This window comes from Plesiomonas sp. PI-19, assembly GCF_021368255.1.
In the GTDB taxonomy this organism is placed as follows: Bacteria; Pseudomonadota; Gammaproteobacteria; order Enterobacterales; family CAMTGL01; genus Plesiomonas; species Plesiomonas shigelloides.
Genome location: NZ_JAJNMQ010000001.1, coordinates 2531026 through 2547500 on the forward strand (window position 1 = coordinate 2531026; position 16475 = coordinate 2547500).

A 16475-nucleotide genomic window follows, 5' to 3' on the forward strand; every position below is an offset into this window, starting at 1 on the left:
GTTCAATCATTAACCAATTAGCCCCTGCGCATCGAGCGAAGCCGCTTTGTGCACCAAGTCATATTTTCAGGGCAGAAATAAGTCGCGATGAGGAAGGTATCAGCGGTCTTGGGAGCACTCAAATTGGGTCATTTTGCAGCGCTTTCAGGCCAATATGACCAGAAGATGACGGGTTTGAGATACCAATCACAGGATTTCAAGCGCTTAATTTTTACGCAGACGAAAAAACAACGCCGTCAGTTTGCTTGCATTATTTTACGGATAAAAATAATAAACTCACTTAAAAAACATAAGGTTATAATTAATGCGAAATATCACACTTATTGCATTTGACCGGAACCACTGCGACACATTTCACATCCTGTTTTAGCCTCTGTAAAAGCGACGGAATAATTTTGCCGTTTTTAACGAGAAAACGTCGGAGTTTTACGATATTAACGAAAGCACTGATTGACGCTTTTGGTAAACAGGCGTTTCCTTAACGTGCTGAAGCAGGAAACACCACCGTTACGACGGGGAGAGAAATAGGAGATGTATAACGGTGGTCCACAGCAAGTAAGCCGATTTAGTTTTCCAAATTTGAAAACTTACGGACTTACCACTGCATCAAAACCAATAAGCAAATAGTAAGGAACAGCTATGCTTAGGAAGACTAAAATTGCGGTAGCACTGTTAGCAGCAGTCACATCTGGCCTCTCCGCAACTGCAACTGTTGCGGCAGAAAAATCAATGGTTACCATTGTGCCTGATTTTTTCACCGCATTTGTTAGAAACTTTAACCCGTACCTGAACACCTCCCTGCGTACCACTAATGACTTCATCTATGAACCATTAGTCGTATTCAACGAAATGAAAGGCAACGAGCCGGTATTCCGTCTGGCCACTGGTTTTACCATGGCACCGGATCTGAAGAGCATCACTTTCGACATCCGTGATGGCGTGAAATGGTCTGATGGACAACCATTCACTGCTGATGACGTCGTGTTCTCTTTCGACATGGTCAAAAAGCATCCAGAAATGGATTCCGTAGGTATCTACAAATGGATCTCTAAAGCAGAGAAAGTTGGCCCGAACAAGGTCAAGTTTGATCTGGTAGAAGTGAACACTGCGGTTGCCAACGAAATCGTTAAGGTTCCAGTCGTTGCTAAGCACGTATGGGAAAAAGTCAAAGATCCAGTGACTTTCACCAACGAAAACCCTGTCGGTACCGGTCCTTATACCCAGATCGAGACTTTCACTCCGCAACTGTACGTACAGTGTGAAAACCCGAACTACTGGCAAAAAGACCAGGTTAAAGTTGACTGTCTGCGCATGCCGCAAATCGCCAACAACGATCAGCTGCTGGCTAAGATCGTTAACAGCGAGCTGGACTGGACGTCTTCCTTCATTCCTGACATCGACCGTACTTATGCTGCGGCATCACCAAACCACAAATACTGGTACACCCCAGCAGGTACTACTGCATTCGTTCTGAACTACACCAGCCCGAACGCGGCAGTGAACGAAGCCATTAACAACGTTGACTTCCGCCGCGCCTTCTCCATGGCTCTGGATCGTCAAGCTATCATCGACATCGCGGCCTACGGTAACGGTGTGGTGAACGACTACGCTTCCGGTATTGGTCCAGCATTCAAAAACTGGGCAAGCGAAGATACTCACAACAAGTACAAGCCATTCATGACGCACGACGTGAAAGGCGCTAAAGAGCTGCTGGCGAAAGCAGGCTTTAAAGATACTAACGGTGACGGCTTCGTAGAAACCCCAAGCGGTAAGAAACTGGAACTGACCGTAATCAGCCCGAACGGCTGGACTGACTTCAACAACGTAGTACAGCTGGGTGTAGAACAACTGGCTGACGTCGGCATCAAAGCGAAAGCGGCCACCCCTGAATTTGCTGTCCTGAACACCAAGATGGCGAAAGGTGACTACGATGCAGCGTTCACCAACTACTTCCACGGTCCAACACCGTTCAAGTATTTCGACACCGCGTTCAACTCGAAGTACCAAGGTGGCGAGCAGTTCGGTCGCTTCGCTATGCACCACTACAAAGATGCTGAGCTGGACAAGCTGCTGGACTCTTTCAACAAGACCGCAGACAAGAAAGAACAGCATGAGATCATGAATAAGATCCAAGAGCGCATCGCGTCTCAGCAGATCACTATTCCGGTCTACAGTGGCGTAGAGTTCTTCCAGTACAACACCAAGCGTTTCGACGGCTGGTTTAACGAGAAGAACCCGGTTGCCCGTCCACAAATCTGGAACGGCTACCCAGAGCGTTTACTGCAAGTACTGTCTCTGACTCCTAAGCAGTCTTAATTAACCCAGGGCCTGGGGTTGGCTCAGGCCTTACGTTAATACTCAACCCCCTGAGTATCCGCCAAGCAAGCTGGCTGAACGGAGCCAGGGGGTTTTCTTTACCCTAATAATTATAAAAAGCTGTACCAGAAAGGAAACCAGGACACAAATTCTTAAGGAAAGGTGTGAGCTATGGGCTTTTTTATTAGACGTTTATCGTTTTATCTCGTCGCATTTATGGTCGCCGCGACGATTAATTTTGCGCTTCCTCGCGCAATGCCGGGTGATCCCGTCACCATGATGTTTGCTTCTGCCACCGCGCAGGTAACGCCGGAAAAAATCGAAGCACTGAAAAAAATGTTCGGGTTTGTGGATGCGCCTCTTTGGGAGCAGTACCTGACCTATATCAAGAGTATCTTCAGCGGTAACTTGGGCGTATCTACCCAGTTCTTCCCTGCCACCGTTAACGATGTACTGGCCTCAGCATTTGGTTGGTCACTGTTCCTCGCCGGTACCGCGATTATCGTCGCCTTTGCCATCGGCTCCGTAATGGGGATCTTCGCCGCTTGGTTCCGTGGCAGCCGTTATGACTCTTTTGCTTCGCCACTGATGATGGTGTTCCAAGCCGTGCCACCGGTGGTGGTTGCACTGTTGGCCCTGTTCATCTTTGGGGTCGGTCTGCAATGGTTCCCGACCAGCTACGCCTTTACTCCAGGCTCCGAGCCCGAGTTTAGTCTGGCATTCATCTCCGATGTCATGTACCACGCCATTTTGCCAGTGGGTTGCGCCGCGCTGATTCAGGTCGGGGGCTTCCTGATCACCATGCGTAACAACATGATCAACTTGCTGAACGAAGACTTCATCACCATGGCCAAAGCCAAAGGCTTAAGCCAGAACCGTGTGGTATTCAACTACGCAGCACGTAACGCCATCCTGCCAACCGTAACGGCACTGTCGATGGCACTGGGTACCGCAATCGGTGGTCAGCTGATTATCGAGATTGTCTTTAACTACCCGGGCCTTGGCACCGTGCTCTACAAAGCCATTTTGGCACGTGACTACCAGGTCATTCAGGGACAACTGCTGTTGATGTGTATCTTTATGCTGGCCTTCAACTTCATCGCTGACCTGCTGTACGTCGTTCTGGATCCGCGTCTGCGTAAGGGAGGAAACTAAGCATGCGTATGCCAAATTTTGTCAAAATTGTGCTCGGTAACCCGAAAGCACTGGTCGGCTCCGGCATCATCATTGCCTTCATCCTGTTGGCGCTGTCGGCCTCGTTCATCACCACCCATGTGCCGGATAAGCGTGTTGGCCGTCCACACGAAGCGCCAAGTGCTGAACACGTCATGGGCACCACCCGTATGGGCCGTGACGTGATGAGCCAAGTGATCCACGGCGGTAAAGTTTCCCTCGCCGTAGGCTTTGGTGCCGGGATCATCGTTTGTACCCTCGCCGTTGCGATGGGCGTCACTGCCGGTTACTTCGGTGGCAAGATTGATGAAGTCCTGACTTTCTTTATGAACGTGATGCTGGTTATTCCACAATTGCCGCTCTTGTTCGTCCTTGCAGCCTTTATCGGTCAGGCGAGTCCTTTCGTCATCACACTCATAATAGGCTTCACGTCATGGGCGTGGGGCGCACGGGTGGTACGCGCACAGACCATGTCACTGCGTGAGAAGGAGTTTGTTAAAGCCGCCGAACTGCTGGGTGAACCGTCTTGGCGCATCATTCTGGTCGAAATTCTGCCCAACCTGATGTCCATCATTGGTGCGTCCTTCATCGGCTCGGTGATGTACGCCATCATGACCGAAGCAACCTTGGAATACTTAGGTCTGGGTGACCCAAATATCGTTAGCTGGGGCATCATGCTGTACAACGTACAAACCTCCTCGGCCATTCTGGTCGGCGCCTGGTGGGAAGTGGTCGCACCATGTCTGGCTCTGATTATTCTGGTTATCGGTCTGGCTCTGCTGAACTTTGCCGTCGATGAAATTGCCAACCCGCAGCTGCGCTCACAAAAAGGCATGCAACGCTGGAAGTCTATGATGCGTAAACAGCAGGAGGAAATAGCATGAGTAAGGATATTCAGCTGGAAATCCGCAACCTGTGCGTTGATTACATTACTGATGCCGGCGATGTACGTGCGGTCAACAATGTCAGCTTTGATATCAAAAAAGGCGAGATCTTCGGTCTGGCCGGTGAGTCTGGTTGCGGTAAAAGTACCGTCGCCTTCTCGGCTATGCGCCTACACAAACCGCCTGCATTTATCACTGGCGGAGAGATCCTGTTCGATGGTCAAGACATTCTGAAATTCAGCGAAGCGAAGATGACCAAGTTTCGCTGGGAAAGCATCAGTATGGTGTTCCAAAGCGCCATGAACTCACTCAACCCAGTACTGACGCTGGAAGAGCAGTTCTGTGACGTACTGATGGCTCACACCAACATGACCCGCGAGCAGGCGATCCGCCGCGCCGAAGGTCTGCTGGAAATTGTGGATATTCACCCAAGCCGTCTGCGCGACTATCCGCACCAGTTCTCCGGCGGTATGCGCCAGCGTCTGGTAATTGCCATTGCTTTGGCGCTCAATCCAAAACTGATCATCATGGATGAGCCAACCACCGCACTGGACGTCGTCGTGCAGCGTGAGATCCTGCAAAAGATCTACGCCTTGAAAGAAGAGTTCGGCTTCTCGATTTTGTTCATTACCCACGATCTGAGCTTGATGGTCGAGTTTACCGACCGGATCGGCATCATGTATGCCGGTGAACTGGCGGAAGTTGCACCATCTAAGGAGATCCTGACCAAGCCGTATCACCCGTACACCGAAGGGCTGTCTAACTCCTTCCCTCCGATGTTTGGTCCGAAGACGCCGCTGACAGGCATCCCAGGCAACCCGCTGAACTTGCTGGAAATTCCGGTAGGCTGCCGCTTCCAGGCGCGCTGCCCGAAAGCCACACAGCAATGTTTCAGCGAGTACACCAAGCTGCATCAGGTTGAACCGCATCGATTTACCAACTGCCATCTGTTTACCCAGCAGGCTGCGCAAAAACTGGTTGTCGGGTAAGGAGTGGAAATATGTCGAATATCGTAGAACTGCCAATTGTTGAAGGGAAAAATCTGATTAAGGATTTCCCAATCAACAGCCATGCCCTCAACAAGCCAATGATGCGGGCACTGAATGACGTGTCGTTTAAACTCTACCGCCGCCGTGCGCTGGCGGTGGTGGGTGAATCGGGCTCAGGTAAAAGTACCACTGCCCGGATCATCGCCAAGATGTACCACCAAAACGGCGGCCAGATCACCTATAAAGGTCGCAATATTGATGACATCAAATCCCGTCATGATCTGCTGAACTACCGGGCGGCAATTCAGATGGTGTGGCAAGATCCGTTTGGTTCATTGAACCCAACCCACACAATTTATCACCACATTGCGCGCCCACTGCTGCTACACAAAAAAGTGAGTTCTCAGGCTGAGTGCCGTGAACGCGTGTACCAGCTGCTGGAGCAAGTGGGTCTGGTGCCGGTGAAAGCCACCTCAGAAAAATACCCGCACCAGCTCTCCGGCGGTCAACGTCAGCGGGTCAACATTGCTCGCAACTTAGCGGTAGAAGCCGATGTGGTACTGGCGGATGAACCGACCTCCATGCTGGATGTCTCGATTCGTGCTGGGGTGCTCAACTTACTGGAAGAGATGAAGCACGAAAACGACATGGCGATGATGTACATCACCCACGATATCGCCACCGCGCGTTATCTGGCAGAAGACATTGCCGTTATGTACGTCGGGCACATGGTGGAATGGGGTGATACCGAAGAGGTGATCCATCATCCTCAGCATCCATACACCAAGCTGCTGATCTCGGCGGTACCGGATCCGAGCAAGAGTATCCACGCCAAGCTGGAAGGAGAAAAGGGCGAGATCCCGCTCTGGACACCAGACAGCGTCGGCTGTCCGTTCGCCGGACGCTGTACACACGCCACGGTCAAATGTACCGAAGCGCTGCCTGAAGTGACTCAGCTTGGCAGTAACCACTTCGTTCGTTGCCACCTGTTTACATCATAAGGAACCAGCCATGCTGCTAGTAAACCATCTCGGCTACGAGCGGCACGGCGCAAAACAGGCGGTGCTACAAGCACCGCCTGGTCTGCGCGGCCAGCAAGCCGGTCTATACCGTGAGGAAGACCAGGTAGTGGTGAGTCAGGTCGCCATCGTCAGTCAGGGCGCGGTCCCCGGCTGGAAAAACCGTTATTTCTACACTCTGGATTTTTCCGACTTTCAGGGATGTGGCCGCTTTTACCTGCAATGCGGTGATTATCGCTCCCATACTTTTACCATCGGTGACGGACTGGCGCTGCACGCCACGTTGTCCGATGTTTTGCACTATTTCAAATCCCAACGCTGTAGCGGACGCTACGATCTGCACGATCGTCAGGCACACTTTTTTGATCAACCGGAGCGAGATCCGATCGATCTGCATGGGGGTTGGTATGACGCCTCAGGGGATGTGAGTAAATACCTCAGCCATCTCTCGTATGCCAACTACATGAACCCGCAACAAACACCGCTGGTGGTGTGGAGTTTATTGCAAGCCAGCGAACTGTTGGCCAATGACTCGGCACTGAAAATCCAAAACCTGTATCACCGTCTGCTGGATGAAGCCCTGTTTGGCGCCGACTTTCTGGTGCGCATGCAAGATCCCGACGGTTATTTCTACATGACGCTGTTCGATCGTTGGAGCAAACAGCCACAGCAGCGCGAAATTTGCAGCTATGCAACCCAAGCCGGACATAAAGCGACCACTTACCAAGCGGCCTTCCGTCAAGGTGGCGGTATGGCGATTGCAGCGCTGGCTGATGCCTCCCGCCAGCCGCGTCACGGTGAATACCAGCAAGATGACTATCTGCGTGCGGCCTTAAGTGGCTATTGGCATCTGCGCGAATACAATCACCAGTATCTGGATGATGGCTGCGAAAATATTCTGGATGAGTATTGCGCCCTGCTGGCAGCCTCCGCGCTCTATCGCGCCACGCAAGATACCCGCTTGCAACAAGAGAGCCAGTACTGGGCCGAGCGTTTAATGCAGCGCCAATGCAGTGATGCACAATACCCGTACTACTGGTCTGCCAATGCCGATGGCTCGCGACCATTTTTCCATGCCTCGGATGCAGGATTACCGGTATTGGCGCTGGTGTATCACCTCCAGCACAGCGCCCTGCCCGCACAACAGGCCGCCTTGCAACAAACGCTGCGTCAAGCTATCGAGTTTGAGCTGCACATCACGGCCGAGCCGTTTAACCCGTTTGGCTATCCATGCCAATACGTCAAAGGCACCCACAGCGAAAAACGGCGTAGTTTCTTTATTCCACATGACAATGAAAGCGGTTACTGGTGGCAAGGCGAAAATGCCCGTTTAGCCTCTCTGGCCAGCATGGCCTATGCCGCAAAGCCGTACGCCAACGCCGAGCAACAACCGGCTCTAACCCACTATGCCAACGATGCGCTGCACTGGATTTTGGGCCGTAACCCGTTTGATATCTGCATGCTTGATGGCACAGGACACCACAACCCAACCTATTTGGATGCCTTCCCGAATGCCAAAGGGGGTGTCTGTAACGGCATTACCGCCGGTTTTGAGGATGAAGCCGATTTAGACTTCAAACCCCAACCGTACGATGAAGACATACTGCAAAACTGGCGCTGGGGAGAGCAATGGATCCCACATGCAGCCTGGTATTTATTAGCAATTACTTACCAGTACAAGGAGGCGCATCATGTCTGAGATTTTGTATGTGGGCGTTGACGGCGGTGGCACCGGATGCCGCGCGCGGATCCGCGACCAGCACGGCAATAACTTGGGTGAAGGCTATGCCGGAAGCGCCAATATCCTGCTGGGCAGCGAGTTGGCGATGCAAGCCGTACAACATGCCATTGGCGATGCGACGCAACAAGCCGGCCTTACCGTGCGCGACTATCAACGTATGCACGTCTGCTTTGCGTTAGCAGGCGCTGAGCATCAAGAGGCGCAAGACGCCTTTTCGCGTTTACCAACCTCCTATGCTCGTCAAGTCCTGATCACCGATGCCCTCGGTGCCTGTCTGGGGGCGTGGGGCGGCGAAGATGGCGCCGTTCTGATTGCCGGTACCGGCTCTTGTGGCCTGCTGTATCGTGCCGGTCACATTACCACCCTCGGTGGCCATGAATTCCCCATCTCCGATCAAGGTAGCGGTGCCCGCTTAGGCTTGGCCTGTATCCAGCAATCACTGCTGGCTATCGAAGGCATTACGGCCGCTTCCAGTTTGGCCGAAGCGATTTTCAGTCAGTTCGAGCAGAACATCGACAATATTGTCAGCTGGTCAAAGCAAGCGCTGCCACGTGACTATGCCAGCTTTGCGCCGCTAATTTTCCAGCATGCCGCGCACGATCATCTGGCCAAGCAACTGCTGCAAGATACCGCGCGTGACATCGAACTGCTGCTCGATGCTCTGCTGCATAAAGGTGCCGAGCGCGTTGCACTGATGGGCAGTATTGGCCGCCATATCCAGCCTTGGCTGCAAGAGCGTTATCTGGCGCGTTTGCAAGAACCTCGTTTTGATGCCATCGACGGCGCCATTTTTTATGCCCGTCAACATCTGCCGGTGACCGAGAATGTCACCAGTGAAATCGATTAAGGATGATGCCGTGACGTCGTTGTTACTGGAATTGACCCTGTGTGAACACCAGCCGCCGTACTGTACATTTCGGGCTAGGTTGCACAACCGAGGTACGCAGTCTCTAGAGAACTGGCAGTGCTGTTTCTCTATTTGTCGCCTGATCAAACCGGACTCCGTACAGCCTGGCAGCATCAGCCAGACCGGCAGTTTTTGTCGCTTCAATCCGGTGGCGGCAGATGGCGCCATGCTCAGCTTACCGGCCGGTGGTAGCATCGATTTTCACTTTGCTATGGGTACCGCTCCCCTGCACTACCAGAGCGATGGTTTTGGTGATGCATATCTGGAAGTCTTGCAGGATGATGGTTCATTGCAACGTTTGCCAATACAGATTGGCCACTTTGAGCTCGGGTTTGGTCGAGTGCAATCACAATGGCAAGCAGAGCCGGCGCTACCGTCACTCCCCCCGCAAGTGGGCGTGATCCCACGCCCCTTGGTACAACATGAGCAAGATGGTCATTTTACGCTCAATGAACATACCACTCTGAGCTTAATGACGCCGCAAGCCGATGCGGCAGTGCAATGGTTGCAAGACGAAGTCGTGGCCCGTTGTGGCTTAGCATTACCGCTGGTACCCGCCACCAGCCCAGAGCGTGCTATCTGGTTCGAATGCGACCCAACGCTGGCGCCGGCACAATATCAGCTGACAATCCAGCCGCAGCATATTCGCGTGCGCGCCGCTCAGCGCGAAGGGTTTATCTATGCTGTCGCCAGCGTGTTACAGCTGCTACCGGCAACACCCGCGCATGCGCCATCAGGTGCTTATTGCCTACCGTGCACAGAGATTGACGATCAACCACTGCATGGCTATCGCGGCATGATGCTCGATTGCGCGCGTCATTTTCACTCAGTCGCCACCGTCAAGCGTCTCATCAACCAGCTGGCCTACTGTAAATTTAACTATTTCCACTGGCACCTGACCGATGATGAAGGTTGGCGGGTAGAGATTAATGCCTATCCACAACTGACCAACATCGGTGCGTGGCGTGGTCCGCAAGAAACCTTGCTACCACAATACACCTGTCTGGCAGAGCGACACGGCGGTTACTACCGCCAATCGGAGATCCGCGAGGTCATCGCTTACGCTGCCGCGCGCGGCATCACCGTGATCCCTGAAATTGATATTCCGGGCCACTGCCGCGCCGCGATTTTGTCGTTGCCGGAGCTGCTTCGCGATCCGCAAGACCACTCGCAATACCGCAGTATCCAGTATTACAACGACAACGTGCTATCGCCCGCACTGGAAGGAACCTACACCTTCATTCGCACCGTACTGGCTGAAATCTGCGCCCTGTTCCCATCGCCGTTTATCCATATTGGTGCCGATGAAGTGCCCGAAGGCGTTTGGACTGCCAGCCCTGCTTGCCAAGCGATGATGCAAACCCTGAATTATCGTTCGCCGAAAGAGTTGCAAGGTCACTTGCTGCGTTTTGCCGAAGAGATTTTGCATCAACACGGCAAACGCATGATGGGTTGGGAAGAAGCCACCCACGGCGAGAAAGTCAGTAAAGACACCATCATCTTCCCATGGCGTGGTGAAGAAGCGGGAATGGAATGTATTCACCAAGGCTACGATGTGATTATGCAGCCTGGGCAGTACACCTATTTGGATATGGCGCAAAGCCATAATCCTGATGAACCCGGCGTTGACTGGGCCAGAAGTGTGAATCTGGAACAGGCTTATCATTATGAGCCGCTGGCAGCTCTTCCTTCTGACTCACCGTTACGCAAACATATCCTCGGGGTACAGTGTGCCCTGTGGTGTGAACAAATTAACAATCAAAACCGAATGGATTACATGCTTTATCCGCGTTTGCTGGCAATTGCCGAAGCCGTGTGGAGCGCCAAAAGCCGGCGGGATTGGCCGGACTTTTTAGCCCGCTTATCCGGCCTGCGACCTTTGCTCGACCGACACGGAATTAATTATCGCCTGTTTCAGGTGTGAGAGATGCTACTTTAATAGGATGGTTTTTACATGAAATACGGTTACTTTGATAATGACAACAGGGAATATGTCATCACCCGTCCCGATGTGCCTGCACCTTGGACCAATTACCTGGGGGTGAAAGATTTCTGTACTGTTATTTCACATAATGCCGGCGGTTACTCCTTCTACAAATCACCGGAATACCACCGTGTGACCAAATTCCGTCCCAACGCCACCTTTGACCGTCCGGGACACTATGTGTACCTGCGTGATGATCAAAGCGGCGATTATTGGTCTATCTCTTGGCAGCCGGTAGGCAAAAGCCTCGAAGAAGCCCAATACGAATGTCGTCACGGACTGTCATATTCCAAGTTCAGCTGTGATTACAACGGCATCGAAGCGCGTAAAACCATCTTTGTTCCGGTCGATGACAGCGTCGAGCTATGGGATGTCACGTTAAAAAATACCGGTGATACAGCGCGCACCATCAGTGCGTTCTCCTTTGTCGAGTTCTCGTTCAGCCACATCACCTCCGACAACCAAAACCACCAAATGAGCCTGTACTCGGCCGGTACCCGTTATGAAAACAGCGTCATCGAATATGACCTGTTCTATAACCCAAGCCGTGAAACCGGATACTACTTCTTTGCCTCCAGCTTCACGCCAGACAGCTTTGATGGCCTGCGTGACAAATTCCTGGGCTTGTACCGTGATGAGTCCAACCCAATTGCGGTTGAGCGCGGTTATTGCTCCAACAGCTTCGAAAAAACTGGCAACCACTGCGGCGCGCTGCACAAAGCTTTTACCCTGCAACCGGGTGAAGAAGTCCGCTTCGTCTACATGTTAGGCGTCGGTGATATGGAAGCCGGCCAAGCGCTACAAGCCAAATACAGCAACTTGGCGAATGTCGATGCCGCCTTTGCCGGGATCAAACAGCATTGGGCGGAGCGTGTTGAGAAATTCCAGTGCCAGACCCCACATGCCGGTTTGGACACCATGCTCAACACGTGGACGTTGTACCAAGCCGAAACCTGCGTGGTCTGGTCACGCTTTGCCTCTTTCATCGAAGTCGGTGGCCGCACCGGTCTGGGTTATCGTGATACCGCGCAAGATGCGATGGCCGTACCGCACACCAACCCACAAAAAACCCGTCAGCGTCTGATTGAGCTGTTACGGGGTCAGGTTAAAGAAGGCTATGGCTTGCACCTGTTCGATCCAGCGTGGTTCGATCCGAACAAGAGCGACGCCCCAGCCTACAAATCACCGACCGTGGTGCCGACCCCGAATGCCGATGACATGATCCATGGGCTGGAAGATACCTGCTCCGATGATGCCCTGTGGCTGGTACCGACCGTTTGTCGCTACGTGATGGAAACCGGCGAAACCAGCTTCTTTGATGAAGTGGTGAACTACGCCGATGGCGGTGAAGGCACCGTGTATGAGCACCTGACCAAAATTCTGGACTTCTCCGCCAAATATGTCGGTGCGACCGGGATCTGTAAAGGCCTGCGCGCCGACTGGAACGACTGCCTGAACTTAGGCGGTGGCGAAAGTGCCATGGTGTCTTTCCTGCACTATTGGGCCATTGAAGCCTTTATCGAAGCGGCTCGCTTCTTAGGTAAAGACGCAGATGTTGAACGCTATCAAGCGATGGCAGAAAACGTCCGCATTGCCTGTGAAGAGAACCTGTGGGATGGCGATTGGTATATCCGCGGGATCACCAAAAAAGGTGAGAAGATCGGTACCCAAGAACAAACCGAAGGTAAGGTGCATCTGGAGTCCAACACTTGGGCTGTGGTTTCCGGTGTCGCCGATCCAGAGCGTGCCCGTAAAGCAATGGACTCCGTGGATGAGTACCTGTACTCGCCGTGGGGCCTGCACCTCAATGCGCCATCATTCGCCACCCCGAATGATGACATTGGGTTCGTTACGCGCGTGTATCAAGGCGTGAAAGAAAACGGCGCGATTTTCTCGCACCCTAACCCATGGGCATGGGTTGCCGAAGCCAAACTGGGTCGTGGCGATCGCGCCATGAAATTCTACGATGCCCTGCTGCCGTACAACCAAAATGATCAGATTGAAACACGTATCGCTGAACCGTACTCCTATGTGCAGTTCGTGATGGGTAAAGATCATACGTCGCACGGTAAAGCCAATCACCCGTGGCTGACCGGCTCGTCGGGCTGGGCCTACTTCGCCGCAACCAACTGGATCTTAGGCGTACGCTTGAGCTTCGAGGGTCTGATTGTTGATCCTTGTATCCCAACTGATTGGCCTGAGTTCCGTGTACAGCGCCAATGGCGCGGTGCGACGTTCAATATTCACGTACAAAACCCGGATGGCGTCAGCAAAGGCGTGAAATCGGTACTGCTCAATGGCACTCCGGTACAAGGCGCGATCCCGGCCCAGCCTGCCGGCACGACACATGATGTAGTCGTCATTATGGGCTAACCGATTGGGGGCATCCTCTGGATGCCCCATTTTGATGTTTATGGAGAGAAATGAGAGGAGCTCAATCATGATCCATTTCGGAACAGGTGGTTGGCGCGCATTTATTGGTGAAGAGTTCACCAAAGCTAACGTCGAACGCGTCAGTCAAGCGCTGGCCAATATCATCAAAGAACAACAAGCTGAAAAACAAGGATTTGTCGTCGGGTTTGACCGCCGCTTCTTATCAGACAAAGCCGCAAAGTGGATTGCCCAAGTGGTAGCGGCCAACGGGATCCCGGTCTATTTCGTCAAGAAGTACGCACCGACCCCAATGATCATGTACGCGGCTAAAAAGCTCGGTACCGCATTAAGCGCCTGCGTTACCGCTAGTCATAACCCAGCCGATTATAACGGGATCAAAGTGTTTGCCTTTGGCGGCCGTGATGCCAACGAAATTGAAACCCAGCAAGTTGAAACTTTAGCCAATCAATTAACTGCGGCGGATATCCAAAGTATCGATTTTGAAGAAGCATTAGCAGCAGGGAAAATCGAACTGTTCGATCCTACCAATGATTTCGTCGACTCCATTATCAATGCTATCGATATGGAAGCGATCAAAAACAGTCATCTGCGCGTGTTGCTGGATCCGATGTATGGCGTATCCAAAACCTGCTTGCAAACCGTATTAATCACCGCCCGCTGCGATCTGGACGTGATCAACGATCGCCATGACACGCTGTTTGGCGGCAAACTACCATCGCCAAGCGCTCATACTCTGGGTCGCCTGACCGAAATGGTGGTCGAGCAAGGTTATGACATCGGGATCGGTACCGATGGTGATGCCGACCGCTTAGGGATCATTGATGAAAAAGGTAATTTCATTCACCCCAATGAAATCCTCTGCTTGCTGTATTACTACCTGCTGAAATACAAAGGCTGGAAAGGCGGTGTCGTACGTAACGTAGCCACCACGCACCTGTTAGACAAGATTGCCCATAGCTTTGGTGAAGAGTGCTATGAAGTGCCAGTAGGTTTCAAGCACATTAGCTCCAAAATGGATGAGCAAGATGCACTGATTGGCGGCGAAAGTAGCGGTGGTTTGACGATCCGTGGCCATATCAAAGGGAAAGATGGGATCTTTGCCGCCAGCTTGCTAGTTGAGCTGATGAGTGTCACCGGTAAGAAGCTGTCTGAGCTGTTAAGCGAAATCTACAACGAGTATGGCTACTGTTATACCGCGGAAGGTGACTGCACCTTCAAAGCGTCCGAAAAGGAAACGCTGTATAACAAGATCTATGTGGAAAAAGCACTGCCAGACTTTGATTACGAAGTGGAAAGCGTCAGCTATGCTGATGGCGCCAAAGTTCGTTTCAAAAATGGCGGTTGGCTGATTGCCCGCTTCTCCGGTACCGAGCCATTGCTGCGTATTTTCGCCGAGATGGATTGCAAAGAGAGAGCAGAAGAAGTGCTGGAGCAGATGAAAGCCTTTTTACACGTTTAATCGCAACGCGATCTAGTACAGACGTAGAAAGACGTAACAATCCTCATCTCTCGTTTAACCCTGCTACGGCAGGGTTTTTTTATCGCTGCGTTACATGCTGGATATAGAGTACTAAATACTAGTGCCATCAATCAGCAAACCAAATACCAAGGTATAAAAAGATAAGAAGAACAAAAGATTAAAGAGGGAAATAGCAGGAAAGGAATAGATAATGCAAAAAAACAAACGCAAAAAGCCCATCCGTTAGGATGGGCTTCTCACTAATTTAATGCCTGGCAGTTCCCTACTCTCGCATGGGGAGACCCCACACTACCATCGGCGCTACGGCGTTTCACTTCTGAGTTCGGCATGGGGTCAGGTGGGACCACCGCGCTATCGCCGCCAGGCAAATTCTGTTTCTCTATCGCGTACACACTATGTTGTTGTGTCTCGCGCCAGAGCTAAAATCTAAAAACAAGCTAAATAACTGATGTATTGTTCTTTTGAACAAGTAACTGTGACTTCATTCTTCCAACATCACTTTGGCGTTGTATGGTTAAGCCTCACGGGCAATTAGTACAGGTTAGCTCAACGTATCGCTACGCTTACACACCCTGCCTATCTACGTCGTAGTCTCCAACAACCCTTTAGGAGGCTTTAAGCCTCAGGGATGACTCATCTCGGGGCAAGTTTCGCGCTTAGATGCTTTCAGCGCTTATCTCTTCCGCATTTAGCTACCCGGCAATGCCACTGGCGTGACAACCGGAACACCAGAGATGCGTCCACTCCGGTCCTCTCGTACTAGGAGCAGCCCCCCTCAATCATCCAACGCCCACGACAGATAGGGACCGAACTGTCTCACGACGTTCTAAACCCAGCTCGCGTACCACTTTAAATGGCGAACAGCCATACCCTTGGGACCAACTTCAGCCCCAGGATGTGATGAGCCGACATCGAGGTGCCAAACACCGCCGTCGATATGAACTCTTGGGCGGTATCAGCCTGTTATCCCCGGAGTACCTTTTATCCGTTGAGCGATGGCCCTTCCATTCAGAACCACCGGATCACTAAGACCTACTTTCGTATCTGCTCGACCTGTCCGTCTCGCAGTTAAGCTAGCTTCTGCCTTTGCACTAACCGCATGATGTCCGACCATGCTTAGCTAACCTTCGTGCTCCTCCGTTACTCTTTAGGAGGAGACCGCCCCAGTCAAACTACCCACCAGACACTGTCCGTATCCCGGATTACGGGACAACGTTAGAACATCAAACATTAAAGGGTGGTATTTCAAGGTCGGCTCCACGCAAACTGGCGTTCACGTTTCAATGCCTCCCACCTATCCTACACATCAAGGCTCAATGTTCAGTGTCAAGCTATAGTAAAGGTTCACGGGGTCTTTCCGTCTTGCCGCGGGTACACTGCATCTTCACAGCGATTTCAATTTCACTGAGTCTCGGGTGGAGACAGCCTGGCCATCATTACGCCATTCGTGCAGGTCGGAACTTACCCGACAAGGAATTTCGCTACCTTAGGACCGTTATAGTTACGGCCGCCGTTTACCGGGGCTTCGATCAAGAGCTTCGCTTTCGCTAACCCCATCAATTAACCTTCCGGCACCGGGCAGGCGTCA

10 protein-coding genes and 2 rRNA genes (1 of these 12 running past the window's edge) are annotated in these 16475 nt (G+C 52.1%); 10 read left to right on the top strand and 2 right to left on the bottom strand.

Annotated elements, in window-relative coordinates:
* Window positions 1-639 precede the first annotated feature (639 nt).
* The 10 genes from LQ901_RS11210 (at window position 640) to LQ901_RS11255 (ending at window position 14866) form a co-directional block, all read left to right on the top strand.
* Entirely contained in the window at window positions 640-2316 is a 1677-nt protein-coding gene (locus LQ901_RS11210; protein ID WP_036768638.1) for an ABC transporter substrate-binding protein, read from the top strand.
* A 171-nt stretch (window positions 2317-2487) separates the two neighbouring features.
* Complete coding sequence (locus tag LQ901_RS11215) at window positions 2488-3471, top strand: ABC transporter permease (protein WP_010862510.1); 984 nt, start codon at window positions 2488-2490, stop codon at window positions 3469-3471.
* Between the two features lie 2 nt (window positions 3472-3473).
* A complete protein-coding gene (locus LQ901_RS11220; RefSeq protein ID WP_010862511.1) occupies window positions 3474-4373 on the top strand; it encodes an ABC transporter permease in 900 nt (299 codons plus the stop codon).
* Window positions 4370-5362 carry an ABC transporter ATP-binding protein gene (locus tag LQ901_RS11225; RefSeq protein WP_010862512.1) on the top strand — a complete coding sequence of 331 codons (993 nt, stop codon included), beginning with the start codon at window positions 4370-4372 and terminating at the stop codon, window positions 5360-5362. The genes LQ901_RS11220 and LQ901_RS11225 overlap by 4 nt, the downstream gene beginning before the upstream one ends.
* 11 nt (window positions 5363-5373) lie before the next feature.
* On the top strand, window positions 5374-6363 hold the full coding sequence (locus LQ901_RS11230) for an ABC transporter ATP-binding protein (protein WP_233672260.1): 990 nt from the start codon (window positions 5374-5376) through the stop codon (window positions 6361-6363).
* Window positions 6364-6373: 10 nt separating this feature from the next.
* Window positions 6374-8080: a glycoside hydrolase family 9 protein gene (locus LQ901_RS11235; RefSeq protein ID WP_152136092.1), complete on the top strand. Its 1707-nt coding sequence runs from the start codon at window positions 6374-6376 to the stop codon at window positions 8078-8080.
* On the top strand, window positions 8073-8969 hold the full coding sequence (locus tag LQ901_RS11240) for a BadF/BadG/BcrA/BcrD ATPase family protein (protein ID WP_039044619.1): 897 nt from the start codon (window positions 8073-8075) through the stop codon (window positions 8967-8969). The genes LQ901_RS11235 and LQ901_RS11240 overlap by 8 nt, the downstream gene beginning before the upstream one ends.
* A gap of 10 nt (window positions 8970-8979) precedes the next feature.
* Window positions 8980-10953: a beta-N-acetylhexosaminidase gene (locus LQ901_RS11245; RefSeq protein ID WP_178088352.1), complete on the top strand. Its 1974-nt coding sequence runs from the start codon at window positions 8980-8982 to the stop codon at window positions 10951-10953.
* Window positions 10954-10983: 30 nt separating this feature from the next.
* On the top strand, window positions 10984-13386 hold the full coding sequence (locus LQ901_RS11250; protein WP_039044620.1) for a GH36-type glycosyl hydrolase domain-containing protein: 2403 nt from the start codon (window positions 10984-10986) through the stop codon (window positions 13384-13386).
* Window positions 13387-13453: 67 nt separating this feature from the next.
* Window positions 13454-14866 carry a phosphoglucomutase/phosphomannomutase family protein gene (locus tag LQ901_RS11255; protein WP_010862518.1) on the top strand — a complete coding sequence of 471 codons (1413 nt, stop codon included), beginning with the start codon at window positions 13454-13456 and terminating at the stop codon, window positions 14864-14866.
* A gap of 270 nt (window positions 14867-15136) precedes the next feature.
* On the opposite strand, the gene rrf is transcribed toward LQ901_RS11255, so the two are convergent.
* Together rrf and LQ901_RS11265 are read right to left on the bottom strand one after the other, a co-directional pair.
* Window positions 15137-15252, bottom strand: a 5S ribosomal RNA gene (gene rrf / locus LQ901_RS11260).
* Window positions 15253-15397: 145 nt separating this feature from the next.
* Window positions 15398-16475, bottom strand: a 23S ribosomal RNA gene (locus tag LQ901_RS11265) (it continues 1826 nt past the right edge of the window).